The sequence below is a fragment of the Curtobacterium sp. MCPF17_003 genome (assembly GCF_003224385.1).
Lineage (GTDB): Bacteria > Actinomycetota > Actinomycetes > Actinomycetales > Microbacteriaceae > Curtobacterium > Curtobacterium flaccumfaciens.
In genome coordinates this window covers 65035-90625 of record NZ_QKLC01000001.1, presented here as the reverse complement: position 1 = coordinate 90625, position 25591 = coordinate 65035, and the positions used below count along the sequence as shown (strand labels likewise).

The following is a 25591-nucleotide window of genomic DNA, read 5'->3' as shown; positions in this document are numbered from 1 at the left end:
CTTGCGAGGCCGCCCCTGACCCCGTTGCAGTGGAGCGTAGACGTGTCGAGGCGCCTGCGCACCGTCGCCGGATGTGCACTGCTCGCGGGGTGCTGGCAACGGCGAAGGACCCCGCGACCGGGGTCACGGGGTCCTTCGGGGTTCGTCAGATGCGGCCGACGGTGCGACGGCGACGACGCAGCAGGACCATGAGGGTTGCACCCGCGGCGAGCAGCGCGGCGGCGATGCTCAGCGGGACGGTCGGGTCCGAGCCGGTGAACGCGAGCTCACCGGTGGGCTGGTCGGTTCCGCCGCCACCACCGCCGGTGCCTGCGGTCGCGGGGCCGCTCGGGGTGTCGGTGGGCGCCACTGCGGGTGCCGTCGGGGTGGGCGTCGCGGTCGGCACCGGAGCCGGGGCGCGGACGGTGATCGTGACGACGCTGGTGTCGTCCGGGCTGGTGCCGTTCGACGCGGTGATCGTCACGGTCGAGGTGCCCGGGGTGGTCGGGGTGCCGGAGATGACGCCGGTGGTGCTGTCGATCGTCAGGCCGTCGGGCAGGCCCGTGGCTGTGAAGGTCGGGTTCGGGGTGCCGGTCGCGGTGACCGTGGACGAGTAGGGCACGTCCACGGTGCCGTCGGACGGGGTGCCCGAGGTGATGGTCGGCGACTCGGACGGGGTGCCCGGCGCGGGGCAGCCGTTCGATGCCGTGATCGGGTTCGTGTCGAGGGTGACCGCGCCGGTGCGGGCCAACAGTCGGCCCTGCACGGTCGCGCCGGTGGTGGCGGTCACGGACTGCTGCGCCAGGACGGTGCCCTGGAACCGGGCGCCGGTGCCGACGGTGGCGGAGCTGCCGACCTGCCAGAACACGTTGCACGAGCTGGCACCGCCGGTGATCACGATCTGGCTGGCGGACCCGATGGTCAGGGTCGACGCGGCCTGGAACACCCACACGGAGTCCGCGCTGCCGGCCAGGGTCAGCGCACCGTTGTTCGCCAGGGCGAGGGCGCCGCCGGAGTACACGCCGGGTGAGAGCGAGAGGCCGTTCAGCTCGGTCAGACCGGTCTGGGTCGGGGAGAGCGACGCGGCGACGTTGTACGCGGTGGTGGTGTCGCGCTGGGCCTGTGCGGCTGCGGCGTCGGTCTGGTGCGTGGTGCCGTTGACGACACCGTCGGGTGCGCCGCCGAAGCCGGTGATGGACGTGCCCGGCGACAAGCCGAGGTCGCCGTTGATCACGGAGGGGCCGGTGTTCGTGACCGCGCTCGCCCCGAGGACGCCGTAGGTCGAGGCCGTTCCGAGGTTGACGGGGCCGTCGATGACCGTGGCGGCCGATGCCCCACCACCGGTACCGAGGGTGATCAACACGGCGGCGGCGGCCGCCGACACGACCAGGAGGGAACTGCGTCTGAGATGGCGAGCGTGCATGGTCCGGCCTCTTCCTGCAAGGAGAGGCGGGGTGACGTCGGCGACGAGCGCGCATTCTCAGTGGCTCGAAGTATGGCCCTCCGCACAGCGATCACCTAGGAATGTCTGGACATTCGCTCAAAGCCTGGCAGTTGGCCTGGCTGTCTAGGCGATCCCGGCCTGTTGGCGCATGCTCACCACAGGTTGACCGGTCGCTCTCACCAGCGGACGGGTAGGGAGTTCGGGTCTCCCGTCAGCCGGTGTGGCACCGGTCCCGGGTAGGACCGGTCGCCCGCCCCCGGCCACACGGCGAAGGGCCCCGCGATGGAGATCGCGGGGCCCTTGCTGGTGCCTGGTGCTACTTGATGACGACCGTGATGGTCGGGCTGGTGCTCGTGGCGATCTCGGAGGTGCCGAGGAAAACGGCGTGCAGCTTGTGCGTGCCCTTCTTCAGCTTGAGCGCCGAGGTGTTCGTGCCGTGCGACACCTTGACGTCGGCGAGGCGCTTCGAGCCCTCGTAGATCCGCACGGTGCCGTCGACACGGAAGCCGGTGGCGCCGACCTGCACGCTCGCCTTCCCGCCGCTGTACTTCAGGACGGCACGGGACGGGGCCTTCGACACGGTCACCGTCGTCGCCTTGGCCGTCGTCGAGTCCGTGCCCGAGTAGGTCGTGTCGGCGTTCGCGAACGAGGCCGTCACCGAGTGCTTGCCGATGGCGAGGGCGCTCGGCAGCGTGGTGCTGGCCGTGCCGTTCTTCACCGGAGCTGTGCCGAGCACCGTCTTGCCGTCACGGAAGGTCACGGTGCCCTGCTGGGCACCGACCCCGCCGCCGATGGTCGCGGTGACCGTGACGGGCGTCTTGGTGCGGTACGTCTGCGTCGCAGCCGACACCGAGAGCGTGGTGGTCGTCGTCGGCAGCGTGGCGTGCAGGTTGAACTTGTCGACCGTCGAACCGATCGCGGCCGGGTCGGCGGTGGCCGTCGGCTGGAGCGTCACGCCGCAGCTGTCGACCTTGCCGTGCTGCACCGCCGAGTTGAGCGTGGTGCAGTCGCTGGCACGGATGTTCTCGACGGCGAGCTTGTCGTCGGTGACCGAGACCTTCACGAAGGTGCGGACGTGCTCCTGGTTCTCGACCGAGTTGGCGAAGTGACGCTGACCCGTCGGGTCGAGCGGGTCCGCGCCGTAGCCGCCCTGGGTGGCGTCCGGGGTGGTGAGGTCGTAGTACTTCGAGCCCGAGGCCGAGTTCGCCGTCATGTAGATGACGCCGCCGGGGCCGGAGAAGACGTCGGGAGCAGCGGGCTGCTCGTTGACGTTGGCCTTCTTGCCGTTCTTGATCGCGTAGCTGCGCGAGTAGGAGTGGTCGTGGCCCTGCAGGACGAGGTCGACGCCCATGTCCGAGAACGAACGCGTGAAGTCGAACCGGCGCTGCTGGTTGTCACGGTCGTTCGCGTGGTCGGCGGGCGAGTAGATCGAGTGGTGGTAGACCAGCGTGGTCCACTTCGCGTCGTCGCCGTGACGGGTGATGACGTCGCGCACGTAGTTCACGTGGGCAGCGTCCGAACCGGCCGCGTAGGCGTTCGAGTTGATGTCGATGAACAGGACGCCCTTGTACATGTACCAGTAGTCGCCACCCGAGTTCGCGGTCGTGTTGCCGCCCGGGTAGAAGTCCGGCACCTTCAGGGAGTTCGGCACCTGGTTGTGCTGCTCGTAGGCCTTGCCGCCCACGTCGTGGTTGCCGATGGTCGAGGCCCACGGGTAGCGCTTCAGCACGTCGCTGCTGTCGGCGAAGGCGCCCCACTCGTACTCGTTGTTGGCGTGCTCGACCTGGTCGCCACCGGAGACCAGGAGCTCGGCGTCCGGCTCGGTCGACGTGGCGTACTTCAGCGTGTCCGCCCAGCCCGCGCCGTCGTCGTCGGTGAAGCCCGACGATCCGATCTGCGGGTCGCCGAAGAACAGGAAGTCGAAGTCGCCGGAGAAGCTCTTCGTGGTGAAGGTGTACGACGCGGACCAGGCCGAACCGTCCGCCGCACCGACGTGGTACGTGTACGAGGTGTTCGGCTCGAGGGCCGAGATGGTCGCGTGGGCGTTGATGTAGCCCGACTCGGCGGCGATGCCGGGGATGCTCTTGGTGTTCGAGTCGGTCGCGCTCGTGTCGGCTGCAGTGTTCGCGGCCTTCGACGCGGCGATCGTCTGCTTGGCGTCGGTGAAGCCACCGTCCGTCATGGACGCGGTCTTCTGGATCTCGAGCGACTGCGCGACGTTGGTGGGGAAGTACCACGAGGCGATGCGCTGGCTCTCGGTCGCGCCGACGCCGAGCAGGATGTGGATCGGGCCACCGGTCGAGATGTTGGTGGTGGGGGTGTTCGTCGCAGCGGTGGCGGCGTTCGTCCCGACCATCGAGGCACCGGCGATGAGCGCCGCCCCGAGGACGGCTCCGCAGACGCGGAGGGTGGTGGTTCTGCGCCGGGTAGTGGCGCCGGACAGGAGACTCATGTGGGTCCGTTTCTCAGACGTGGGATGGTGCAGCACGGAAGACTCTGCATGCACCGCAAAACGTCTTGGTGAACGCTGAGTGACGGTTCGTCGCTGTTCAGGAACGAGCTCGACCTGTCGACGTTCCCTTGCGACCGTCAGCCCGCCGCCAGCCGTTCGACGAACCAGATCATCCCCATCACGAACACGCCGGCGGTCACGGCGCCCGTCACCCAGAGCGACGCCCGGTGTGCCTTCCGCCGCAGCAGTGAGAGCGGCGGGAACACGATGACGATGATCGCGAGCTGCACGGCCTCGATGCCGACGTTGAAGATCAGGAGCGAGACGAGCAGCTGCCACGAGAACGCCTCGTGGATGCCCAGCGCCCCGGCGAACCCGAGCCCGTGGATGAGCCCGAAGGCGAAGACGACGGCCAGGCGGGTCCACCCGGCACGATCGAGCGAGAAGTGTCCGTGCTCACCGACCACCAGCTCGTCGGCCCGCGATCGACGACGCCAGAGCCGCCACAGGTACCAGCCGGCGACCGCGGCGATCGACAGCGCGATGAGCGGTTCCACGACGATCGCGGGCGGGCTGACCACTCCGAGGGCGGCGAGGATGAACGTGATCGAGTGCGCGATCGTGAACGCGGACGCCGTGTAGACGACCTCGCGCAGTCGACGCGACCCGGCGATGAGCGCCACGAGGAACAGGATGTGGTCGATCCCGGTCAGCAGGTGCTCGGCGCCGAGGCGGAAGAACTCCCAGAAGCGCTCGCCCGCCGACTGCTCGGTCGAGAACGTGCGCTGGGAGGCGTCGAGGGTGGCCGAACCGGTCCGGTCGTCGACGTCGTAGGTGACGATCGTCTTGGTGTCGCGCACGAAGGTCTCGTCGTCGGGGAACAGCTCGGACGACACCACGTGCCCGGACTGCGTCTCCGAGGGTTCCGGGCAGGTGAAGTCCGCGGTCACGTGGGCGTACGGCACCTCGTCCTGCAGATCGACCGTGACGGTGTCGTCGAGCGTGCCCGTGCAGGCCTGCCCGCCGGCTCCGGTCACCGTGAAGCGGTCGAACACGTACTTCCCGATCGCGTCGGTGTGCGCCTCGGCAGCCGTCACCATCCCCGGGAAGTCCCCATCGTCCCAGGCCGTCTGCCCCTGCTCGTGCAGCGTGTCGTCGTGCTCGCTCGTGGCCACCGAGACGAGCATCAGGTCGTACTCGAGCCCGAGCTCCGCCTGCACGACCGTCGGCTCCGTGGACGTGACGTCGGCGTACACGACCGAGCTGAAGCCGTGCGCCGACGCCGGCGCCGCCCCCGCGAGCACACCGATCACGACCACCCCGAGCAGCACGAGCGCGGCGACGACCCGTGCGACGAGCGCGGACGCGGGAGACGAGTGGGCAGGGCGGGCGCGCAGGAGCGCGGCGGTGGTTCCGGAGGGCACGCGCAGACGATCCGGCCCGCAGACGACCGGCAGGTGAACAACCGGTGACCAGCGGCGGGACGGGTGTTGGACAGGTCCCCCGACCGGCCCGGGGCGGCCGTCGGGCGTGCTTGCATGGTGCCGTGACCCGCATCGCCACCCGGACGACCGTCCTGTTGACCGCCGTCGCCCTCGCCGGTGTCGGCGCCGTCCTGCTGGCCGGCTGCTCCGGGGCGTCGGACGGCACCACCGGCGGCGCCGGCCCGACGGCGACCGCGTCGGCGCACGCCTCGGCCGGGGTCCTGGGCGCCGGGTTCTCCGACCCCGACCAGCCGCCGGCGCCCGAGGCCACCATCCACCCGGAGCCCGGTTCGTGGTCCGGTGTGCACGCCCCCACCGGCTACGACGTCGTGCTGCTCTCCGACGCTGGTGACGCCGCCGACGCCCCGACCCGTACCCTGCTCGACGCCGTCGAGTCGTGGGCCGCGGACGAGGACGTCACCGTCACCCCGGTCTCGGCGAAGGACGCCGACGACCGCATCGCCGCGGTCCTGCGCGCCGTCGACGCCGAGCCCGACCTGGTCATCACCGTCGGCAACCACATGGTCGACCCGCTCGCGGCCGTCTCGCCGACCGCGCTCCACCAGCAGTTCCTGGTCGTCGGTGCCGAGATCGCCGAGCCGACGTCGAACGTCACGGCGGCGGACTGGACGGGCGGCGGGTTCCGCGGCGAAGGCCTCGGCCCGTCGAGCCACTACGACCCCGAGACCTTCACCGAGGACCGCGCGGCCCGTGGTCTGCGCGCCGGGCTCGCCGCCGTGCTCCACGACCTGCGCGGCATCGTCGTCTGGGTGCCCTGACCCTGGCGGTCCCCCGCTACGCGGTCTCCGGCTCCAGCACGCGCGCTCGCACCTGCGCCGCCGCGCCGAGTGCGACGGCGTCGGACCCGAGCGTCGACTGCGCGAGCCGGATCGTCGCCCCGCTGACCGGCGGTTCCGCGGCGATCGCCGCCGTGATGGCCGGTTCGAGCAGGTCCCATGACCGTGCGATCCCGCCGCCGATCAGGACGGTCGTGACGTCGAGGATCCCCGCGGTCAGCAGTGCGGCACGGGCCAGGCCCCACCCCGCGGTGGCGAAGACGGCGGCCGCGTCGGCATCTCCGCCGCGCGCGGCGACGGCGACGTCCCGTGCCGAGAGCATCCGCCCGGAGCGCTCGGCGTAGCGGTCGGCGATGCCGCGTGCGCCCGCGATGGTCTCCAGGTGCCCGGTCTGTCCGCAGGTGCACCGGGCGTCGCCGAAGCCGGGGACGTGGCCGATCTCACCGGCGGCGCCGCGCGGGCCGGCGAAGAGCCGTCCGTCGAGCACGAGCGCACCGCCGACGCCGGTACCGAGGGTCATGCCGAGCACGTCGGACTCCCCCACGACCGCGCCGGTGGCGATCTCGCCGAGCAGGAACGCGTTCACGTCGTTGTCGAGGGTCGCGGGGACGCCGAGGGCGTCCGTCACCGCCCGGGTCACGCCGTACCCGGCCCAGCCGGTGAACGAGTTGCCGGTGACCAGGACGGTTCCCGTGGTCCGGTCGACGACACCGGCCGCGCCCACCCCGACACCCGCCAAGGAGGCCCGGTGCGTCTCGAGCAGACCCGTCACGGCCCCGAGTGCGGCCGTCACGATCGCCGCCCCGCCCGCGTGCGCGGGCGTCGGCAGGTCGAGGCGGTCGATGACCTCGAGGTCGGGCGTGGTCAGGACGACCTTCGTGTTGGTGCCGCCGACGTCGACCCCGGCCAGGACCCGGGTCACGCGGTCACCGCCGCGAGCGAGGCGAGGCGCGCGGTCCGACGCTGCCGTTGCAGGACCGGGTCGGGCACCGGTACCGCTGCGAGCAACCGCCGGGTGTAGTCGGTGGTGGGGTGCAGCAGCGTCGTGCCGGTGGTGCCCTGCTCCTCGACGACGCCCTGGCGCATCACCACGACGCGCTCGGCGAAGTGCTGCACGACGGCCAGGTCGTGTGACACGAACAGGCACGCGAACCCCAGGTCGTCCTGCAGCTCGCCGAGGACCTCGAGCACGGTCTCCTGCACGCTGACGTCGAGCGCCGAGGTCGGTTCGTCGGCGACGAGCAACCGCGGTTCGAGCACCAGCGCCCGGGCGAGCGAGACCCGCTGCCGCTGCCCGCCGGAGAGCTCACGCGGCGCACGGGACGCCAGGGTCCGTGGCAGCCGCACCGCGTCGAGCACCTCGTCGATGCGGCGACGGCGGTCGGCCGAGGACATCCCGCGACGGTGCACGGCGAGGGGTTCCGCGATGCACTCGGCCACGGACATCCGGGCGTCGAGGGACGCCACCGGGTCCTGCAGCACGACGCCGATGCCGGAGCGGAGGGCACGACGGTCACGGCCCTTCGCGGTCCGCAGGTCCTGCCCGAACAGCGACACCGTGCCGGACGTCGGCTTGATGAGCCCGAGTGCCACCCGGGCCGCGGTCGACTTGCCGGAGCCGGACTCGCCGACCAGGCCGACGGTCTCACCGGCGTGCACCGCGATGTCGATGCCCGCGAGCGCGTGGACGGCACGCGCCCCGCGCCCGAACGTCACCGAGACGTCCCGCAGGTCGACCACCGGGGCCGCACCGGGCCTCCCGGCCGTCTCGGTCCCCGTGTCGGTGACGGGAGCCGACGGACGATCGCCCGCCACGTCGAGCCGCGGCACCGCGGCGAGCAGCCGCTTGGTGTACTCGTGCTCGGGGCGGAGCAGGACGTCCTCGACCCCGCCGGTCTCGACGATCTCGCCCTGGAGCATGACCGCGACCCGGTCGGCGAAGTCCGCGACGACCCCCATGTTGTGCGTGACGAGCAGCACGCCGGTGCCGGTCTCGACGGCGAGCGCACGGAGCAGCTCGAGGATCTCGGCCTGCACGGTCACGTCGAGGGCCGTGGTCGGCTCGTCCGCGATGAGCAGCTTCGGCGCGTTCGCGATCGCCATCGCGATGACCACGCGCTGGCGCTGCCCACCCGACAGCTGGAAGGGGAACGACCGGGTGCGCGACTCGGGGTCGGGGATGCCGACGCGACGGAGCAGGTCGACGGCCTCGGCCGCGGCGGCGGACGCGGAGACGTCACGGTGGTTCCGGATCACCTCGGCGATCTGCGCACCGACGCGGGTGAGCGGGTCGAGGGCGGTCGCGGGCTCCTGGAAGACCATCGAGACGGTCGAGCCCCGCAGTGCCCGGAGCGCGGGTTCGGGTGCACCGACGACCTCGTGCCCGGCGACGACGGCACTGCCCGAGGCCGTCGCGTTGCCGGAGAGCAGCCCCATCGCGGCGAGTGCGACGGTGGACTTGCCGGAGCCGGACTCGCCGACCAGGGCGAGGGTCTCGCCGGGGGCGACCGACAGGGACACCCCCCGCACGGCGTCGACGGTGCCGGACTCGGTGCTGAAGGTGACGCCGAGGTCGGTCGTCTCGAGGATCGGTTCGGTCGTCATCAGCGGCCCCGTACGTCGAAGGCGTCCCGCAGTCCGTCGCCCACCGCGTTGAACGCGCAGACGACCAGGATCACGGCCAGACCCGGCGGCACGATGAGCCACCAGCGTCCGGAGTAGGCGGCGGTGAGACCCGCCGAGAGCATGCCGCCCCAGTCCGTCGCGGGCGGCTGCACGCCGAGCCCGAGGTACGAGACGTAGGCGACCAGCAGGATCGCGTCGGCGACCTGGAACGTCGCCGCGACGACGATCGTCGACACCGAGTTCGGCAGCAGGTGCTTGCCGATCGCGCGGGCGTGCGAACCGCCGATCGCGCGCAGCGTCAGGACGTAGTCGCGGTTCTTGAGCGACAGGGTCTCGGCGCGGATCAGGCGGGACGGCACGAGCCACGACACCAGGCCGAGGATGACGATGAGGCCGCCGACCCCGGGGTTCGTGATCGCCGAGATGACGAGCAGGATGAACAGGGCCGGGATCGCGATGCCGGCGTCGACGACGCGCATCATCAGCGCGTCGACCCAGCCGCCGACGTACCCGGCGACGGAGCCCCACAGCGTGCCGACGACGGTGGCCAGGACCCCGGCGGCGATGCCCACCATCAGGGAGACCTTGCCGCCGTACATCAGGCGACCGAGGACGTCGTGGCCCACGGCGTCGGTGCCGAGCCAGTGCGCGGCGCTCGGGCCCTGGTTGGCCTGCTCGAGCAGCGTGTGGGTCTGGTCGGTCGGGTACACGAACGGGCCCACGAAGCAGAACAACACGATGACGACGATCAGGGCGAGGCCGATCACGGCGAGGGTGTTGCCCCGGAACCGGCGGGCGGCGAGCCGGAACCCGGTGGCCGCGACGGTGACGGGGGCGCCCGGGGCTTCGGGGGCCATCTGGACGGCGGTCATGCGCGGCTCGCCTTCACTCGCGGGTCGATCAAGGACTGTGCGACGTCGGCGAGCAGGGTGCCGATGACGGTCGCGATGGAGATGACGAGCACGCAGCCGAGCAGCGTCGGGTAGTCGGAGGACTGTGCGGCGTTCCAGAACAGCAGCCCCATGCCGGGGTAGTTGAACAGCTGCTCGGTCACCAGGGCGCCGCCGAACAGCACCGGCAGGTAGTACCCGAGCATCGCGACGACCGGGGTCAGCGAGTTCCGGAACACGTGCCGACGCAGGATCGTCGCGGTCGAGGCGCCGCCGGCACGGGCCGTACGGACGTAGTCCTCCTGCAGGTTCTCGAGCGTCGAGGCGCGCATGTACCGACTGAACACCGCGATCATCGCGAGGGCTCCGGTCACCACGGGCAGCACGAGTCCGGCGGGGTCCTGGAACACCTCGGCCAGGGTGGTGCCGCTCGGCGCCTGGGACGGCAGCCACGGCAACTGCTGGCTGAAGACGATGATCAGGACGAGACCGAGGAAGAACGCCGGCGTCGAGTAGAAGACGAACGCCAGGGCGGTGGCGGCGTAGTCGACCGCTCCGTTGCGGCGGGCCGCCTGGAGCATCCCGACCGGGATCGCGACGACGAGTCCGAGCACCGCGGAGATGCCGGTGAGCACGAGGGTCTTCGGCAGGCGCTCGGCGATGAGCTGCGAGACCGGCTCGTTGAGCGTGTACGAGGTGCCGAGGTCGCCGGTCAGCAGACGACCGAGGAACCGCAGGTACTGCACGGGCAGCGGCTGGTCGAGCCCCTGCGCCTGGTTGAACTGGGCGATCTGCGTCGGGGTCGCGGAGACGCCGAGCACGCCGCGGGCGGGGCCGCCGGGCAGCGCGTGCAGCAGGCAGAACACCACGACGGTGACGATGAGGATCACCGCGAGCGCCTGCAGGACGCGCCTGGTGAGGTAGAGAGCTGTGGTCATGCGGCTTCCGATGGTCGGATTGGAGACGTGCGAGGGACGGAAGGCGCGGGGCGCGTCGGACGCGCACCGCGCCTCCCGTCCGTGGTCACGGTCTTACTTGTTCCACTTCCACTGGGCCGGGTGGAAGTTGGCGAGCGAGTCCTGGTCGAAGCCGGACAGGCCCTTCTTGACGACCGAGATCTGGTAGTCGGGGCTCGGCAGCCAGATCACCGGAAGGTCCTTCGCGACCGCTGCGCTGTAGTCCTGCACGGCGGTGGCGTCGGTCGAGGTGGTGGTCGCGTCGATCAGGGAGTCGACCTGTTCGTTCGAGTAGCTGCCGAAGTTCGCCGAACCGCCGGTCTGGAAGAGCGACTCACCGGTCGGGTAGGCCGGGAAGTACCAGCTGCCCGCGGTGCCGAAGAACGACAGGTCCCAGTCGCAGCTGGCCTCGTCCGAGGTGCAGGTCGGGGTCTGCGACAGCACGCTCGACACCGGTGCCGTCTTGATGGTGAAGTCGATGCCGGTCTTCGCGAGCGAGGACTGGATCGCGCTCATCATGTTGTCGGTCACGGTCGAACCGGACTGCGACAGCACCTGCATCGAGAACTTCGTGCCCTGCTCGACGCCCTCGCCGCACTGGCTAGCGGACGTGCCCGGGTCGGTGCAGACCATCGTGCCGCCCTGCTCCTTCCAACCGTGGCTGGTCAGCAGGTCCTTGGCCTTCGAGGTGCTGAACGGGTACGGGTTCGACTTCTGCACGTCGGAGACGTAGTCGGACTCCTGCGCCTGCGGGATCGGACCGTACGTCGAGGTGGCGGTGCCGTTGAAGACGACCTTCGACAGCGACGTCTGGTCGATCGACATCTGGACGGCCTGACGGGCGTACAGCTGCTTGAAGACGGCGCCCATCGTCGGGTTGTTGAAGTTGTACGGCATGTACGTGATCGCCCAGCCGGTCCACGGCTCGACCTCGTAGCCCTTCCCGGTGAAGGACGACTTCTGGTCCATGTCGGTGGCGTTGATGTAGCCGTAGTCGACCTCGCCCGAACGGACGGCGTTCACCTCGGCGTCGGCGGTGGTGAAGGGCAGCAGGTTCACCGTGGTGATCGACGGCTTCTCACCACCGTCGTACTTCTCGTTCGCGGTCAGGGTGACCTTGCCGGCCGTGGTGAAGGTCTTGACGCCGTAGGGGCCGGAGATGGTCTTCCACAGGTCGTCGGTGGCGTAGTCGGAGATCTTGCCGGCGGCGGTGTTGAGGTACTTCCACACCTGCTTCGCGCCGGCGGTGGTCTCGTCGGCGTCGGTCACCTTCGCGGTCGCGCTGGTCTTGTCCCAGGCGTGCTGGGGCAGCGGGATGATGTGGCTCAGCTGGTTGGCGAGCATCCAGTCCGCGTTGTAGGCCTTGTCGAACGTGATGGTGAAGTGCGTGTCGTCGACGGCCTTGAACGACGTCCAGTTGTCCGGCGCCTTGCCCTTGGAGTACGAGCCCCACTGGTCCTTGTTCGCCTTGATCAGGTTGAACCAGAACCCGACGTCGCGGCTCGTGATCGCCTCGCCGTCCGACCAGTGCCGGTCGCCGAGCGTCATGGTGACGCTCTTGCCGTCGTCGGCGAACTGCGCGTCGGTGGCGACGGAGCCGGCCTTGTTCCACGCGATCTTGCCGGTGGACCCGTCGTACGCGACGAGCGGCTCGTACAGCGACTGGGCGATGGAGCCGTTGTTCGTGTTGAGGTGCGCGGCGGTGCCGATCGGCAGGATCCAGTTCGGCGTGAAGTTGGCGGGGAGCGCGTAGTCGATCTCGTCGGTCGATCCCTGCGAGGCGTTGCCGCCTCCGGAACAGCCGGCGAGCAGCGCGCTCACGGCGATCGCAGCTCCGGTGAGGAGCGCCCAGCGACGGGGCTTGGACATGCGGTGTCTCCTTGTGCGAGGGACTTCGGGGAGGTGGAGCACGGGTGCCGAGCGGCACGAGGACAGTCAAGGACCAAAGCGATTGGAAAAACAAACATCTCGATGTAAAAACTGCGTTACTGCGGAACGGACGAAAGGGTGGACTGCTCGATCCGCCCCGTAGGCTCGCGGCAGAACGGACCACCGACCGGTGTTCCGTTCCCGTTCCGCCCGGATTGGAGAAAGTCGTGGCCGATCTCAGCGCCCGCGTCCTGGAGCTCGTCGCCTCGGGGCAGGCCGCCAGCCGGACCGAGATCGCGAAGGTGCTCGGAGCCGCTCCCTCGACCGTCTCGCACGTCGTCGGCCAGCTCCTGGAGCACGGGATCCTCGCCGAGGAAGGCACCGACGTCTCGACCGGCGGTCGCCCCCGCAAGGTGCTCCGCATCGGCGGCGTCGACGAGTACGCGGTCGCCGCGGACGTCGGTGGCGGGCACGCGCGCATCGGCGTGGTCCTGCCAGGAGGCGCGCTCGAGTCGGTCGCGAACGTCCCGTTCGCGCTCTCCGACGGTCCGACCGCCGGGCTCCAGCGCCTGGCCGCGCTGCTCGAGCGGCTCGCCGACGACCGTGGTCGCGAGGGACTGCGGGGCGTCGGGCTCAGCCTGCCGGGGCCCGTCGACGTCGTCGCCGGCGTCGTGGACCTGCCCAGCCGGATGCCGGGGTGGAACGGGTTCCCCGTGGCCGCGTGGCTGAGCGACCGGTTCGGCCTGCCGGCGATCGTCGACAACGACGCGAACTGCATGGCGGCGGGTGAACAGACGGTGCAGGACCCTGCTCGACGCCAGACCATCACGATCAAGGCCGGGTCGGCGATCGGCGCGGGCATCGTCATCGACGGTCGGCTCTACCGCGGGTCGACGGGGGCCGCCGGGGACATCACGCACGTGCGGATCGACGCCGCCGGGGACACCCCGTGCTCGTGCGGCAACACCGGCTGCCTCGAGACGGTGGCGTCCGGGGCCGCCCTGGTCCGGATCCTGTCGAACGCCGGGGTCGACGTCGCCTCGACCGCCGACGTCGTCCGGCTCGCCTCGGACGCGCATCCCGAGGCCACCCGTGCCGTTCGGATGGCGGGCAGGTACCTGGGCGAGGTGCTCGCCGCCAACGTGAACTTCTTCAACCCGGACGCCGTGTACCTGGGCGGCATCCTGTCGACCCTCGACCCGTTCATCGCCGCCGTGCGGAGCCAGCTCTACGAGAGCTGCCACCCGCTGATGACCCAGCACCTGGCCATCGAGCCGGTGTCGCTCGGCGCCGATGCCGGGCTCGTCGGCGCCGGGCAGTTCGCGCTGCAGCGGGGCCTCGCCGCCTCGCTCGAGGAGCTCTCCGCACCCATCCCCCAGTCCACCACCAGGAACAGGAGCGTCCGTGTCTGAGACCGGCCCCGTCACCCCCGCCGTCCCCGTCGCCCCCGCTGGCGCCCGTCGTCCGGTCATCGCGATCGCCGGCCTGGCCATCGAGACGTCGACGTTCACACCGACCCGGACGCACGCCCCCGCGTTCCACCCGGACCGCGGGGACGAGGCCGTCGCCCGGTACCCGTTCCTGGCGACCATGGCGGACCGGGCGGACTTCCGCGGGGCGCTCATCGGGCACGCGCTGCCCGGCGGGATCGTCGACCGGGCATCGTACGAAACCCTGGCCGACGAGATCGTGGACCGGCTGCGTGCGCTGGGTCCGGTCGACGGGCTCTGGTACGACATCCACGGCGCGATGGTGGTCGAGGGACTCGACGACGCCGAGACGGACCTGCTCGGCCGCATCCGCCAGGTCGTCGGCCCCGACGTCATCGTGTCCGCGTCGATGGACCTGCACGGCAACGTCACGCGCGAGCTCGCCCACCGGGTCGACCTCGTCACCTGCTACCGGATGGCCCCGCACGAGGACACCCTCGAGACGAAGGAGCGCGCCGTCCGGAACCTCGTCGACGTGCTCACCGAACGACCCGTCGGTGCGCAGCGCCCCGTGAAGGCCTGGATCCCGATCCCCGTCCTGCTGCCGGGCGAGCAGACCTCGACCCGTCTCGAGCCGGCGAAGTCCCTGTACGCGCAGGTCCCGCTCGTCGAGCAGACCGAGGGCGTGCTCGACGCCGCGATCTGGGTCGGGTACGCGTGGGCCGACCAGCCCCGCGACCAGGCCGTCACCGTCGTCACCGGGTGGGACGAGGTCGCCGTCGCCGCCGGTGCCGAGCGGCTCGCGGCGGCGTTCTGGGACGTCCGCGAGGACTTCGTGTTCGTCGCCCCCACCGGCACGTTCGACGAGTGCCTCGACGCCGCGCTCGCCCCGGGCGCCGCGAAGCCGTACTTCGTCTCGGACTCGGGCGACAACCCGACGGCCGGCGGCTCCGGGGACATGACCTGGGGCCTGACGCAGGTGCTCGCCCGCCCGGAGTTCCAGGACCCGTCGGGCCCGACCGTCATCTACGCGAGCGTGCCCGGACCGGCCGCCGTCGCCGCTGCGGTGGACGCCGGCGTCGGTGCGACGATCACCGTGACCGCCGGCGCCGAGGTCGACGACGTGCACGCTGGTCCGATCACGATGACCGGCCGGGTGCACGCGATCAAGCACGGTGACCGCGACGCCGAGACGGAGGTCGTGCTGCAGGTCGGCAGCGTCTTCGCGATCCTGACCAAGCTGCGGAAGCCCTACCACCACGAGCACGACTTCACCGACCTCGACCTGGCGCCGCGGCAGGCGGACGTCGTCATCGTGAAGATCGGGTACCTCGAACCGGAGCTGTTCGACATGTCCGCCGACTGGATGCTCGCGCTCACCCCGGGCGGTGTCGACCAGGACCTGCTGCGCCTCGGGCACCACAGGATCGAGCGCCCGATGTTCCCCTACGATCGAGTGTTCCCGACGGCACCGGACCTCCGCGCCCGCATCGTCCCCGCCTCCAACGAACCGCTCGGAGCCCCTGCATGAGCACCACCGCCGCACTCGAGATCGCCGTCACCTCACCGGCGGGTGCGATCACCGCGCGGGACGGCGGTGCCGACCGCGTCGAACTCTGCGTCGGGCTCGAGCTCGGCGGGCTCACCCCGTCGCAGGCCCTGGTGGAGACGACCCACGAGACCGGGATCCCGGCGCACGCGCTGGTCCGCTGCCGTCCGGGCGGGTTCGTGCACTCCCCCGACGAGGTCGAGCTCATGGTGCGCGAGGTCCGCACGGTCCTGCGCTCCGGGGCCGCCGGCGTCGTGGTCGGTGCCCTGCGCCCCGACCGGACCCTGGACGAGGACGCCCTCCGCCGCTTCGTGGACGCCGCCCGCTCGGTCAGCGCCACCGCCGAGGTCACCCTGCACCGTGCGATCGACCACGCGACCGACCCCGTCGCCGCTGCCGGGTCGCTCGCGGCGCTCGGGTTCACCCGCGTCCTGACCTCGGGGGCCGCCCCCACCGCGGTCGCCGGCGCCGAGACGATCGCACGCATGGTCGAGGCCGCCGGGCCCGTGCAGGTGATGGCCGGCGCCGGGGTCACCCCCGCCGACGTCCGCGCGCTGCTCGCCACCGGTGCCGCCGCCGTGCACCTGTCGGCCAAGCGACCGGCCGCGGACAGCGCGCACGCCGGGGTGCCGATGGGCGCCGGGGACGACGGCTCCGCGCACTTCGTCACCGACGCCGAGGTCGTCGCGGCCGCGCGGCGCGCGCTCGACGCCTGAGTCGTCCCGGACCCGCACCGGGTCCCCGGACCCACACCGCGCTCCGGACCCGCACCGGGTCGGTGGTGCGGCGCGTGGCGGACGCGCACCGCGCCTCCAGGCCAATCCGTGACCACCCGGAGGGACCCGCTCCTACGGTCGACACCACCTGACCGAACGGAGAACCGTGTCCGCTCCCGTGACCGACAGCACCGAACCCGACACCCGTCGCGCCGAGGTCGCGCGGTTCCTCGAGGAGCGCCGCGAGCACCTGGTGCGGCAACTCAGCGAGTGGGTCCGCATCCCGTCCGTCGCATCGCAACCCGAACGGGCGATCGACGTCGACCGGTCCGCGCACTGGCTGGCCGGAGCGATGCGCGAGGTCGGCCTCGAGACCGAGATCCTGCAGGCCGGTCCCGCACCGGCCGTGTACGCCGAACTGCTCGTCGACCCGGCGCTGCCGACTGTGCTCGTCTACAGCCACCACGACGTGCGGCACGCGAAGCCCGAGGAGTGGCACGAGACCTCACCGTGGGAACCCGCGTTCCGCGACGGACGCCTGTACGGGCGAGGGGCGTCCGACGCGAAGGGACAGGTGCTCGCCCACCTGTGGGGGCTGCGCGCGCACCTCGCCACCCGACCCGACGGCACCCCGGCCGTGAACCTCAAGTTCCTCGTCGAAGGAGAAGAGGAGCTCGGCTCCAGCCACTTCGCCGACCTGCTCGACGCCGAGCAGGAGCGGCTGGCGTGCGACGTCGTCGTGTTCTCGGACACCCTGCAGTGGAAGGCCGGCAACCCCGCCGTCGTGACGTCGATGCGTGGCATGACGGGCGCGACCCTCACCGTCACCGGGCCCGCACGCGACGTCCACAGCGGCGCCGTGTCCGGCCCCGCGCCGAACCCGGTGCACGCGCTCGTCACCGTGCTCGCGGCCCTGCACGACGACCAGGGCCGCATCACGATCCCCGGGTTCCTGGACGACGTCGACGCGCTCACGGACGAACGCCGTGCCGAGCTGCAGGCACTCGACTTCGATCCCGACGTCTGGGTCGAGCGCACCGAGACCGGAGCGATCACCGGCGAGGCGGGGTACTCGGTCGAGGAGCGCCTCTGGGCACGACCCTCGATCGAGGTGCTGACCCTGCTGGCAGGCGACCCCACCGGGTTCCCACGAGCCGTGGTCCCGCGCGAAGCCACCGCCGAGATCAGCATCCGGACCGTGCCGGGGCAGCGCGTGCAGGCCGTCGCCGAGCAGCTGCGCCGGTTCGTCCGGGACACGATGCCCGACGGGGTGGCCTACGAGCTGACGATCCCCGAGGAGACCGGCCAGGATCCGTACGTGACCCCGTCGGGCCCCGAGCTCGACGCGCTCGTGCGGGCGATGGAACTCGGGCACGGCACCGAGACCGCCGGGCGGATGGGCAACGCCGGGGGCGGTCCCGCGGAGCTGCTCGGCCGGGTGTTCGACGTCCCCGTCCTGTTCGTCGGCACGGGACTGCCGGAGGACCACTGGCACTCCAGTGACGAGAGCATCGACCTGCGGACCCTGCTCGACGGCGCGGCGACGATCGCGCACCTGTGGAGCGAGCTCGGTGCCGAGGGGAATGGACTGCAGCACTCCGGGGCTTGATGTCCCCATGACATCGTCAGCAGAACGCCGCGGGTGGCTCAGCGTCACGTCCGTCGCACTCGGGTCGTTCGTGCTCGTCCTGTCCGAGTTCCTGCCCATCGGGCTGCTCCCCGCCATCGCCGACGACCTCGACGTCGGCATCGGCACCGCCGGTCTGATGGTCGTCGCCACCGGACTCGTCGGAGCCGTCGCGGCACCGGTCGTCACCGTCCTGACCTCGCGACTCGACCGCCGGGTGGTGCTCGTGTCCCTGACCGTGCTGCTCGTGGTCGCCGACGGCCTCGCCGCGATCGCGCCGTCGTTCTGGGTGCTGCTGATCGCACGGATGCTGCTCGGTGTCGGCATCGGGGGCTTCTGGGCCATCGGCGCCGGGATCGCCGGGCGACTCGTCCGGCCGGAGCTGACGATCCGCGCGACCTCGCTCATCACCGCCGGCGTCTCCGTCGCGACCGTCGTGAGCCTGCCGCTCGGCGCCCTGGTGTCGTCGCTCGCCAGCTGGCGCCTCGGCTTCGTGATCGGCGGGGTGCTCGGTCTCGTCGCGCTCGTCCTGCAACTGGCGATGCTGCCGAAGATCCCCGCGCAGCAGCGGGTGCGGTTCGCCACGCTCGGGTCGCTGCTCCGCGTGCCCCGCGCCCGGGTCGGGCTCATCGCGGCGGCCTTCGTCTTCGCAGCCCAGTTCGCCGCGTACACCTACATCGCGCCGTACCTGCAGCAGCTCGTCGGCGTCGGCCCGGACACCGTGACGATCGCGCTGCTGGTGTTCGGCGTCGCGGGCATCGTCGGGAACTTCGCCGCGGGCTTCACGCTCGACCGCAGTGTCCTCGCCACCATCGGGGCGTCGAAGTTCGTGCTCGCGGCGGCCGTCGTGCTGCTGCCGCTGCTCGCCCACTCCGTCGTGGGGGTCTTCGTGCTGCTCGTCGTGTGGGGCCTGGTGTGGGGTGCGCTGCCGCTCGGGATGCAGACGTGGATGTCGACGGCGTCGCCGGCCGGGTCCGAGACCGGGCTCGCGCTGTTCGTCACGACGATCCAGCTCGCGATCGCCGCCGGTTCGGTGCTCGGTGGTGCCGCCGTGTCGTCGTTCGGTCTGGCTGCCGACTTCTGGCTGGCCGGCGGGGTCGCGATCGTCGGTGCCGTCGTGCTCGTCGCGATGGGGCTGCGGAAGTCGAGTGCCGTGCCGTCGGTCGAGCCGGTCGCGGCCGACCACGTTGCCGCCGAGCCGGTCGCGGCCGACCCGACGCCGACCGCTCCCGTGGCCGTCGCCTGCCCCTGACGCCGGTCGGGGACTGGTCGGGGGCGGTCGGGACCGGTCGCAAGACACCGGTGTTCGCGCGTTGAACACGTGCAGACCGCGGTTCAACGGGCGAACACCGGTGTTTTGCGGAATCGGTCAGGTCAAGGCGACGACGCGGTCGGCCGCGACGATCGCGGCGGGGTCGTGGGCCGCGTGCACGACCACGACCCCTGCCGCGGCCTCGTCGGCGAGCGCCGCCACCACGAGCGCCGCCGACTCGGCGTCGACCCCCGCGGTCGGTTCGTCCACCAGCAGCACCCCGGCCCGCTGTGCCAGCCCGAGCGCGACGAGCGCGCGCTGACGCTGCCCGCCTGACAGCTCCTCGATCGGCCGGTCTGCCAGGTCGAGGACCGCCATCCGCTCGAGCTGCGCGTCGACGATCACACGGTCGGTGCGTCCGAGCGGCCGCCACCACGCGCGGTGCCGCCACCGCCCCATCGTCACGGCCGCGCGGACGGTGAGCGGGAGCGTGGTCGGCGGCACGGACTGGGTCACGTAGGCGACACCGTCGGACGGGAGGCCCGTCACCCTCCCGGCGGTCGGCCGCACGACGTCCGCGACCACGTCGAGCAGCGTCGACTTGCCCGAGCCGTTCGGTCCGGTGAGCGCGGTGACGACCCCGGCGGGGAACGTCACGTCGAGCGCGTCGAGGACGGTCCGGTCGCCGAGGACGGCCGTCACGCGGTCCAGGTGGACGGCGGATCGGGGCTCGGTCGGCTCGGTCGGCTCGGTCGCAGGCACCTGAGCACGCTATCAGTATCGATACTCGTTTTCATGTAGCGTCTCGGACCGTGACCTGGCTGACCGATCCGTTCTCCGTCGACTTCATGGTGCGCGCCCTGGTCGGCGGCTCCCTGGCGGCGGTCCTCTGCGCCGTGGTCGGCACGTGGGTGCTGGTCCGGGGCATGGCGTTCCTGGGCGAGGCACTCTCGCACGGCATGCTGCCCGGCGTCGCGATCGCCACCCTGACCGGGATCCCGCCGGTGCTCGGCGCCGCGGTCAGCGCGGGCGTGATGGTGCTCGGCATCGGGGCACTGCGACGTCGTGCCCGGCTGTCGTACGACACCTCGATCGGCCTGCTCTTCGTCGGGATGCTCGCGCTCGGCGTGATCATCGTGTCGTCCTCGCGGTCGTTCGCCACCGACGTCACCGCCATCCTGTTCGGCGACGTCCTCGCCGTGACCCGGGCCGACGTCGGCGGCCTTGCGATCGCCGCAGCCGTGGCCCTGGCCGTCGCCGTGGCGTTCCACCGACCCTTCACCGCGCTGGCGTTCGACACCCGCAAGGCCACGACGCTCGGACTGCACCCACACCTGGCCGAGGTCGTGCTCATCGGGCTCGTCACCCTGGCGGTCGTCGCCTCGTACCGGGCCGTCGGCACCCTGCTCGTCGTGGGCCTGCTGCTCGCGCCGGCGGCCGCCGCCCGCGCCTGGACCCGGCACGTGGCCTCGACGATGCTCCTCGGCGCCGGCATCGGTGCCGCCGCCGTGCTCGTCGGGCTGCTCGTCTCCTGGCACGCCGGCACCGCCGCCGGCGCGAGCATCGCCGCGGTCGCCGTCGGCAGCGTGGTGGCCTCGCGCACCCTGGCCGTCGTCGTCCTGCGGCGCACCCCGATCCCCACACCGGCGCGCGCGGCCGCGCCGGCAGCACCACGATCCGCCGCACCGTCTCGAGAGGGAGCATGAAGCACTCGACCACCAGCCGCGCCCCCGCGCGCCTCCTGTCCACCATCGGCCTCGCCACCGGCCTGGCCCTCACCGTCACCGCCTGTTCCACGGGCACCCCGTCGGCCGACAGCTCGACCGGCACCGCCCGTCCCCACGGTTACGTGGCGGGCGCGAGCGAGTCCCAGGAACCCCAGGTGGGCCTCCTGGCCGTGTCGGCGACCGGCGCGACCGCGCTGCACGACCTGCTTGCCGAGGAGACCACCGAACTCGAGGACGTGGACGCACCGGAGCACTCGGCGACCGACGGCCGGTTCCTCGTGACGAGCGGTGCCGACCGCACCACGATCGTCGACGGCGGGTCCTGGACGGTCGACCACGGCGACCACACGCACTACTACGCCGCCGAGCCCCGGGTCGTCGGCACGATCGACGGCGGCGGCCGGGTCGCGGTGCACTCGTCCGAGACCATGACGACGATCACCTGGCCGGACCGGGCCGAGGCCGTCGTGCTCGACCGCCAGGCACTGGGCCAGGGCGAGGTCGACGAGACCGCCCGGATCGACGCGAGCGTCCTGCTGCCGATGGGCGAGCAGCTCGTGGCGGCCGACGGCGACACGGTCCGCGTGCTCGACGCGGACGGCGAGGCGACCGACGCCGCCGACACCGCTGAGCAAGCGTGCACCGACCCCGCCGGCGGGATCGTCACCCGCGCCGGCGCCGTCGTGGGCTGCGCCGACGGAGCGGTCGTGGTGGACGACGCCGGCGAGACCTCGTTCGTCGACCTGCCCGACGGCGCCGAGCGTCCGACGGCCTTCGCCGCACGTGCCGGTCGGCCCACCGTCGCCGGACTGGCCGGCACCACCGGGTTCTGGTTGCTCGACGTGCGACAGGGCTCCTGGCGGCTCGTGCCGACCGATCGCCCACTGCGGGCCGTGGTCGCGGTGGACGACGAGGACGAGCACGTGGTCGGGGTCGACGACTCCGGGCGGGTGATCGTCGTGACCGCCTCGACGGGGAAGGTCGCCACGACCGAACCACTGATCGACGCCCGAGCCGGCGACACCGGCACCGACCCCGCACCGCTGCTGCAGCTCGACGCCCAGCGCGCCTACCTGGCCGACCCCGCGGACGGCACCGTGCACGAGATCGACTTCGCCGACGGCGCCCGGGTCGCCCGCACGATCGAGCTCCCCGTCGCCCCCGTCGCCTTCGCCGAGGTCGGACTGTGACGGGCACCAGGGCCCTGACCGCGGGCCTCGTCGCCGCGGTCGTCGCCCTCGTCGCCACCGGGTGCACCACCGCAGGCTCCGACCGCCCCCTCGTCGCGGTGACCACGAACATCCTCGGTGACGTCGTCAGCGAAGTCGTCGGGGACCAGGCCGACGTCATGGTCCTCATGCCCCCGGGCGCCGACCCCCACTCGTTCGAGGTCTCCGCGCAGGAAGCCGCACGACTGCGGAGCGCCGACCTGGTGGTCGAGAACGGGCTCGGGCTCGAAGAAGGGGTCGCCCGCCACGTCGCGGCGGCGGCCGAGGACGGCGTGCCGGTCTCCACCGCCGGAGACGCGTTCGACCCGCTGGAGTGGACCACCGAGGACGACAGCGGGCCCGACCCGCACTTCTGGACCGACCCCGCCCGGATGGTCGACGTGGTCGAGGCCCTCGACCAGGACCTGCGCGACGCCGGGATCGAGCCGACCGGCACCGACGCCTACCTGGACGAGCTCCGCGACCTGGACGACACGATGACGACCGCGTTCCGTGTCGTGCCCGAGGAACGCCGGGCGCTCGTCACGAACCACCACGTGTTCGGCTACCTGGCCGACCACTACGGGTTCCGGGTCATCGGGGCGGTGATCCCGAGCGGGACCACCCTGGCCTCCCCGAGCGCCGCCGACCTGCGCGACCTGGCCGACGCGATCGACGGGGCGGGGGTCCGGACGATCTTCGCCGACGCCTCGCAGCCCGCGCGACTGGCCGAGGTGCTGGCGGAGGAGGTCGACCTGCACGTCGAGATCCGACCCCTGGCGACGGAGTCCCTCACCGAGGACGGCGACGCCGCCACCTACCTCGGGATGATGCGCTCGAACACCGAGGCCATCGTCGACGGCCTGTCGATTGGTATTTGAGAATGAGAATCAATACAGTGAGCGACATGACGAACACGAAGACGCTCCGGGTCGTGTGGCCCGCCGCCCTGCTCGGCGCCGCCGCCCTGGCCCTGACCGGGTGCGCGACGAACACCGCCGACGCCGGGTCCGAAGACACTGCGACCCCGAAGGCCGACGGGACCCGCATCACCCTGACCTACGACGGTGGCCTCCTCGTCCTCGACCAGGACCTGCAGGTCGTGGCCGACGACGCGATCGACGGCTTCACCCGGGTCAACCCGGCCGGTGACGGACGCCACGTGCTCGTCACGGTGCCCGAGGGCTTCCGGGTCCTCGACACGCAGGCCGAGCCGGCCCTGACCGACGCGGTGTTCCCCGCCGACACCGGCGGCCACGCGGTCGTCCACGGCGACACCACCGCACTGTTCGCCGACGGCACGGGGGACGTGACGACGTTCGACCACACCGAGCTCGACGGCGCCGAGCTGCCCGAGGTGGAGACGACGAAGTCCGAGGCGGCCCACCACGGCGTCGCGATCGAGCTCGAGGACGGCACGCTCCTGACGACCATCGGCACCGAGGAGAGCCGGTCCGGCGTGCGCGCCCTGGACGCCGACGGCGAGGAGATCGCCCGGTCCGAGGAGTGCCCCGACGTGCACGGCGAAGGTGCGGTCACGGGTGAGGTCGCGGTGTTCGGCTGCACCGACGGCGCCCTGGTCTACGACGACGGCGCGTTCGAGAAGATCGACGCCCCGACCGAGTACGGCCGCACCGGCAACCTGTTCACCACCGAGGACTCGTCCGTCGCGGTCGGCGACTACAACGACGACCCCGACAGCGAGGGCTACCTGCTCGACCAGATCGCCCTGATCGACGCGGCCTCGGGCGAGTACACCGTCGCCGACATGCCCGACGGCGTCGGCTTCACCTTCCGCGACCTGGCCCGCGGCCCCGGCGACGAGGCCGTCGTGCTCGGCTCCGACGGCGCGCTGCACACCTTCGACGAGACCACCGGCGAGCAGCTGGAGTCGTACCCGGTGATCGACGCGTGGGAGGGCCCGGCCGAGTGGCAGGACGCCCACCCGGCCCTGAAGGTCGAGGGCGACGTCGCCTACGTCACCGACACCGCCGAGCAGAAGGTCCACGCGGTCGACCTGACCACCGGCGAGGTCATCGCCTCGAGCGACGAACTGCCGGGCGTGCCCAACGAGATCGCGGTCGCGTAGGGCTGGAACCGACCCGAGACGCGACAGGAGGCCCGTGGCGATCCCGCCACGGGCCTCCTGTCCGCTTTCAGCGCGTGGACCGCGCGACGTCAGCCGCCGTGCGTCAGCCCTTGACCGGGATCGACTGCGCCTTGAGCGCCGCGATGGTCTTGGACTGGCCCGACTCGAGCGCCTCGGCCAACGTGCCCGAGCCGGACGCCGCCTGCCCGAAGCCGTCGGACACGTCCGAGTAGGTCTGCGTCATCGTCGGGCCCCAGGTGAAGGGCTGGATGTCCTTCGCCGCGGTGGCGAACTCCTCGTAGATCTTCTGGCCGCCGTAGAAGTCGAGCCCCTCGGTCAGGGCCGGCAGGTCGGCACCGGTGGTCGAGGCCGGGTACAGGTTGGCCTCCTTGTTCAGTGCGGAGAGCGCCTCGGTCGAGGTGTTCAGCCAGACCAGGAACTTCGACGCCTCGGCCGGGTGCTCGCTGCCCGCGAAGACGACGTTCGACGAACCGCCCCAGGCGGCCGACTTGATCTCGCCGGACTCCCACTGCGGCATCGGCGCGACGGCCCACTTGCCCGAGGTCGACGGCGCACCGCTCGAGATGGTGTTCGCACCCCAGACCGCGGAGACCCAGGTCCAGTCCTTGCCGCTGTCGTAGGCGCTGTTCCACTGGTCGGTGAAGCTCGGCAGGGTGTTGACGAGCTTCTTGTCGATCAGGTCCTGCCAGTAGTCAGCGACCTTCTTCGACGCGTCGTCGTTCAGGTTGACCTTCCAGTCCTGGCCCGAGTTCTCGAACCACTGGCCACCGGCCTGCGAGACGAGCCCGGCGAACTGGTTGACGTCGCCCTTGGCGAAGTTGGTGATGTTGCCGCCGAGCGCCTTGATCTTGACGGCGTCCTCGGCGTACTCCTCCCACGTCTTCGGGGCGTCGAGACCGGCCTTCTCGAACAGGTCCTTGCGGTAGTACAGCGCCATCGGACCGGAGTCCTGCGGCACCGCGTAGACCGACTTCGACTCGCCGAACGTGACCTGGTTCCACAGGCCGTCGGAGAAGTCCTTCTCCGCGTCGCTGATGCCGGCGCACGCGCCGATGTCCTCGAGGCCGCCCTGCACGCGGAACGCCGGCAGGGTGTCGTACTCGACCTGGCCGATGTCCGGCGCCTGCTTGGCCTTCAGCTGGTTGAAGAAGTTCTGGTAGGTGCCGCTGTTGCCGTTCGCGACGATCGAGACCTTGACCTGGATGTCCGGGTTGGCCTTGTTCCAGATCGCGACGACCTTGTCCATGTTCGGCACCCAGGTCGTGAAGTCGAGGGTGACCTTGCCGTCCGAGGGCTTGCAGCTGGCGGCCGCGGTGTCGGATCCGCCGCCGCTGCTGCTGCCGCCGGTGCTGCAGCCGGCGAGGGCCACGGTGGCGGCCACGGCGATCGCGGTGACGCTGAGGAACTTCGTTGTCTTCATGCTGTTTCCGTTCGGATGTGGTGTGGGGAGGGCTGGTGCGGGAAGGGGTGCGGGTC

Annotated in this window: 20 protein-coding genes; 10 read left to right on the top strand and 10 right to left on the bottom strand. The window is 71.5% G+C overall.

All coding sequences use genetic code 11. The features are described 5' to 3' along the window. Positions 1-145 precede the first annotated feature (145 nt). The 3 genes from DEJ30_RS00410 to DEJ30_RS00400 form a co-directional block, all read right to left on the bottom strand. A complete protein-coding gene (locus tag DEJ30_RS00410) occupies positions 146-1402 on the bottom strand; it encodes an ice-binding family protein (protein WP_110858560.1) in 1257 nt (418 codons plus the stop codon). A 337-nt stretch (positions 1403-1739) separates the two neighbouring features. Beyond that, positions 1740-3875, bottom strand: coding sequence for an Ig-like domain repeat protein (locus DEJ30_RS00405; protein WP_111090111.1), 2136 nt, complete (start codon positions 3873-3875; stop codon positions 1740-1742). 137 nt (positions 3876-4012) lie between these two features. Then, a complete protein-coding gene (locus DEJ30_RS00400) occupies positions 4013-5299 on the bottom strand; it encodes a HupE/UreJ family protein (protein ID WP_110858559.1) in 1287 nt (428 codons plus the stop codon). Positions 5300-5421: 122 nt separating this feature from the next. On the opposite strand from DEJ30_RS00400, the gene DEJ30_RS00395 reads away from it, so the two are divergent. Beyond that, complete coding sequence (locus DEJ30_RS00395; RefSeq protein WP_110858558.1) at positions 5422-6138, top strand: hypothetical protein; 717 nt, start codon at positions 5422-5424, stop codon at positions 6136-6138. Positions 6139-6154: 16 nt separating this feature from the next. On the opposite strand, the gene DEJ30_RS00390 is transcribed toward DEJ30_RS00395, so the two are convergent. From DEJ30_RS00390 to DEJ30_RS00370, 5 genes are all read right to left on the bottom strand, one after another. Next, complete coding sequence (locus DEJ30_RS00390) at positions 6155-7078, bottom strand: ROK family protein (protein ID WP_027467215.1); 924 nt, start codon at positions 7076-7078, stop codon at positions 6155-6157. Continuing rightward, entirely contained in the window at positions 7075-8760 is a 1686-nt protein-coding gene (locus DEJ30_RS00385; protein WP_110858557.1) for an ABC transporter ATP-binding protein, read from the bottom strand. Before DEJ30_RS00385 ends, DEJ30_RS00390 begins: the two co-directional genes overlap by 4 nt. After that, on the bottom strand, positions 8760-9653 hold the full coding sequence (locus DEJ30_RS00380) for an ABC transporter permease (RefSeq protein ID WP_110858556.1): 894 nt from the start codon (positions 9651-9653) through the stop codon (positions 8760-8762). The genes DEJ30_RS00385 and DEJ30_RS00380 overlap by 1 nt, the downstream gene beginning before the upstream one ends. Continuing rightward, the gene (locus DEJ30_RS00375; RefSeq protein WP_027467218.1) at positions 9650-10609 is read right to left on the bottom strand and encodes an ABC transporter permease; all 960 of its coding nucleotides are present in this window, start codon (positions 10607-10609) and stop codon (positions 9650-9652) included. Before DEJ30_RS00375 ends, DEJ30_RS00380 begins: the two co-directional genes overlap by 4 nt. 93 nt (positions 10610-10702) lie before the next feature. After that, positions 10703-12496, bottom strand: a complete 1794-nt coding sequence (locus DEJ30_RS00370) for a peptide ABC transporter substrate-binding protein (RefSeq protein WP_110858555.1) — start codon at positions 12494-12496, stop codon at positions 10703-10705. Between the two features lie 227 nt (positions 12497-12723). On the opposite strand from DEJ30_RS00370, the gene DEJ30_RS00365 reads away from it, so the two are divergent. The 5 genes from DEJ30_RS00365 to DEJ30_RS00345 all read left to right on the top strand — a co-directional run bounded on the left by DEJ30_RS00365 (position 12724) and on the right by DEJ30_RS00345 (position 19070). After that, positions 12724-13908, top strand: a complete 1185-nt coding sequence (locus DEJ30_RS00365; RefSeq protein ID WP_027467220.1) for an ROK family protein — start codon at positions 12724-12726, stop codon at positions 13906-13908. Beyond that, a complete protein-coding gene (locus DEJ30_RS00360) occupies positions 13901-15457 on the top strand; it encodes a M81 family metallopeptidase (RefSeq protein ID WP_110858554.1) in 1557 nt (518 codons plus the stop codon). Before DEJ30_RS00365 ends, DEJ30_RS00360 begins: the two co-directional genes overlap by 8 nt. Then, positions 15454-16191 carry a copper homeostasis protein CutC gene (locus DEJ30_RS00355; RefSeq protein WP_110858553.1) on the top strand — a complete coding sequence of 246 codons (738 nt, stop codon included), beginning with the start codon at positions 15454-15456 and terminating at the stop codon, positions 16189-16191. Before DEJ30_RS00360 ends, DEJ30_RS00355 begins: the two co-directional genes overlap by 4 nt. Before the next feature lie 178 nt (positions 16192-16369). Further along, positions 16370-17800 carry a M20/M25/M40 family metallo-hydrolase gene (locus DEJ30_RS00350; protein WP_110858552.1) on the top strand — a complete coding sequence of 477 codons (1431 nt, stop codon included), beginning with the start codon at positions 16370-16372 and terminating at the stop codon, positions 17798-17800. A gap of 7 nt (positions 17801-17807) precedes the next feature. Beyond that, positions 17808-19070: an MFS transporter gene (locus DEJ30_RS00345; RefSeq protein WP_110858551.1), complete on the top strand. Its 1263-nt coding sequence runs from the start codon at positions 17808-17810 to the stop codon at positions 19068-19070. 117 nt (positions 19071-19187) lie between these two features. On the opposite strand, the gene DEJ30_RS00340 is transcribed toward DEJ30_RS00345, so the two are convergent. Beyond that, entirely contained in the window at positions 19188-19832 is a 645-nt protein-coding gene (locus tag DEJ30_RS00340) for an ATP-binding cassette domain-containing protein (RefSeq protein WP_258369753.1), read from the bottom strand. A 50-nt stretch (positions 19833-19882) separates the two neighbouring features. Here DEJ30_RS00340 and aztB point away from each other — a divergent pair, with 50 nt between their 5' ends. The 4 genes from aztB to DEJ30_RS00320 are packed head-to-tail and all read left to right on the top strand — an operon-like array spanning position 19883 to position 24094. Next, positions 19883-20776, top strand: coding sequence for a zinc ABC transporter permease AztB (gene aztB / locus DEJ30_RS00335; protein WP_110858550.1), 894 nt, complete (start codon positions 19883-19885; stop codon positions 20774-20776). Then, positions 20773-21987 carry an ABC transporter gene (locus tag DEJ30_RS00330; RefSeq protein WP_110858549.1) on the top strand — a complete coding sequence of 405 codons (1215 nt, stop codon included), beginning with the start codon at positions 20773-20775 and terminating at the stop codon, positions 21985-21987. The genes aztB and DEJ30_RS00330 overlap by 4 nt, the downstream gene beginning before the upstream one ends. Beyond that, on the top strand, positions 21984-22886 hold the full coding sequence (locus tag DEJ30_RS00325) for a metal ABC transporter substrate-binding protein (RefSeq protein ID WP_258369752.1): 903 nt from the start codon (positions 21984-21986) through the stop codon (positions 22884-22886). The genes DEJ30_RS00330 and DEJ30_RS00325 overlap by 4 nt, the downstream gene beginning before the upstream one ends. A gap of 26 nt (positions 22887-22912) precedes the next feature. Next, a complete protein-coding gene (locus DEJ30_RS00320; protein ID WP_110858919.1) occupies positions 22913-24094 on the top strand; it encodes a hypothetical protein in 1182 nt (393 codons plus the stop codon). A 103-nt stretch (positions 24095-24197) separates the two neighbouring features. Here the strand turns inward: DEJ30_RS00320 and DEJ30_RS00315 are convergent, their stop codons facing one another. Further along, positions 24198-25535, bottom strand: a complete 1338-nt coding sequence (locus DEJ30_RS00315; protein ID WP_110858918.1) for an ABC transporter substrate-binding protein — start codon at positions 25533-25535, stop codon at positions 24198-24200. Positions 25536-25591: the final 56 nt, after the last annotated feature.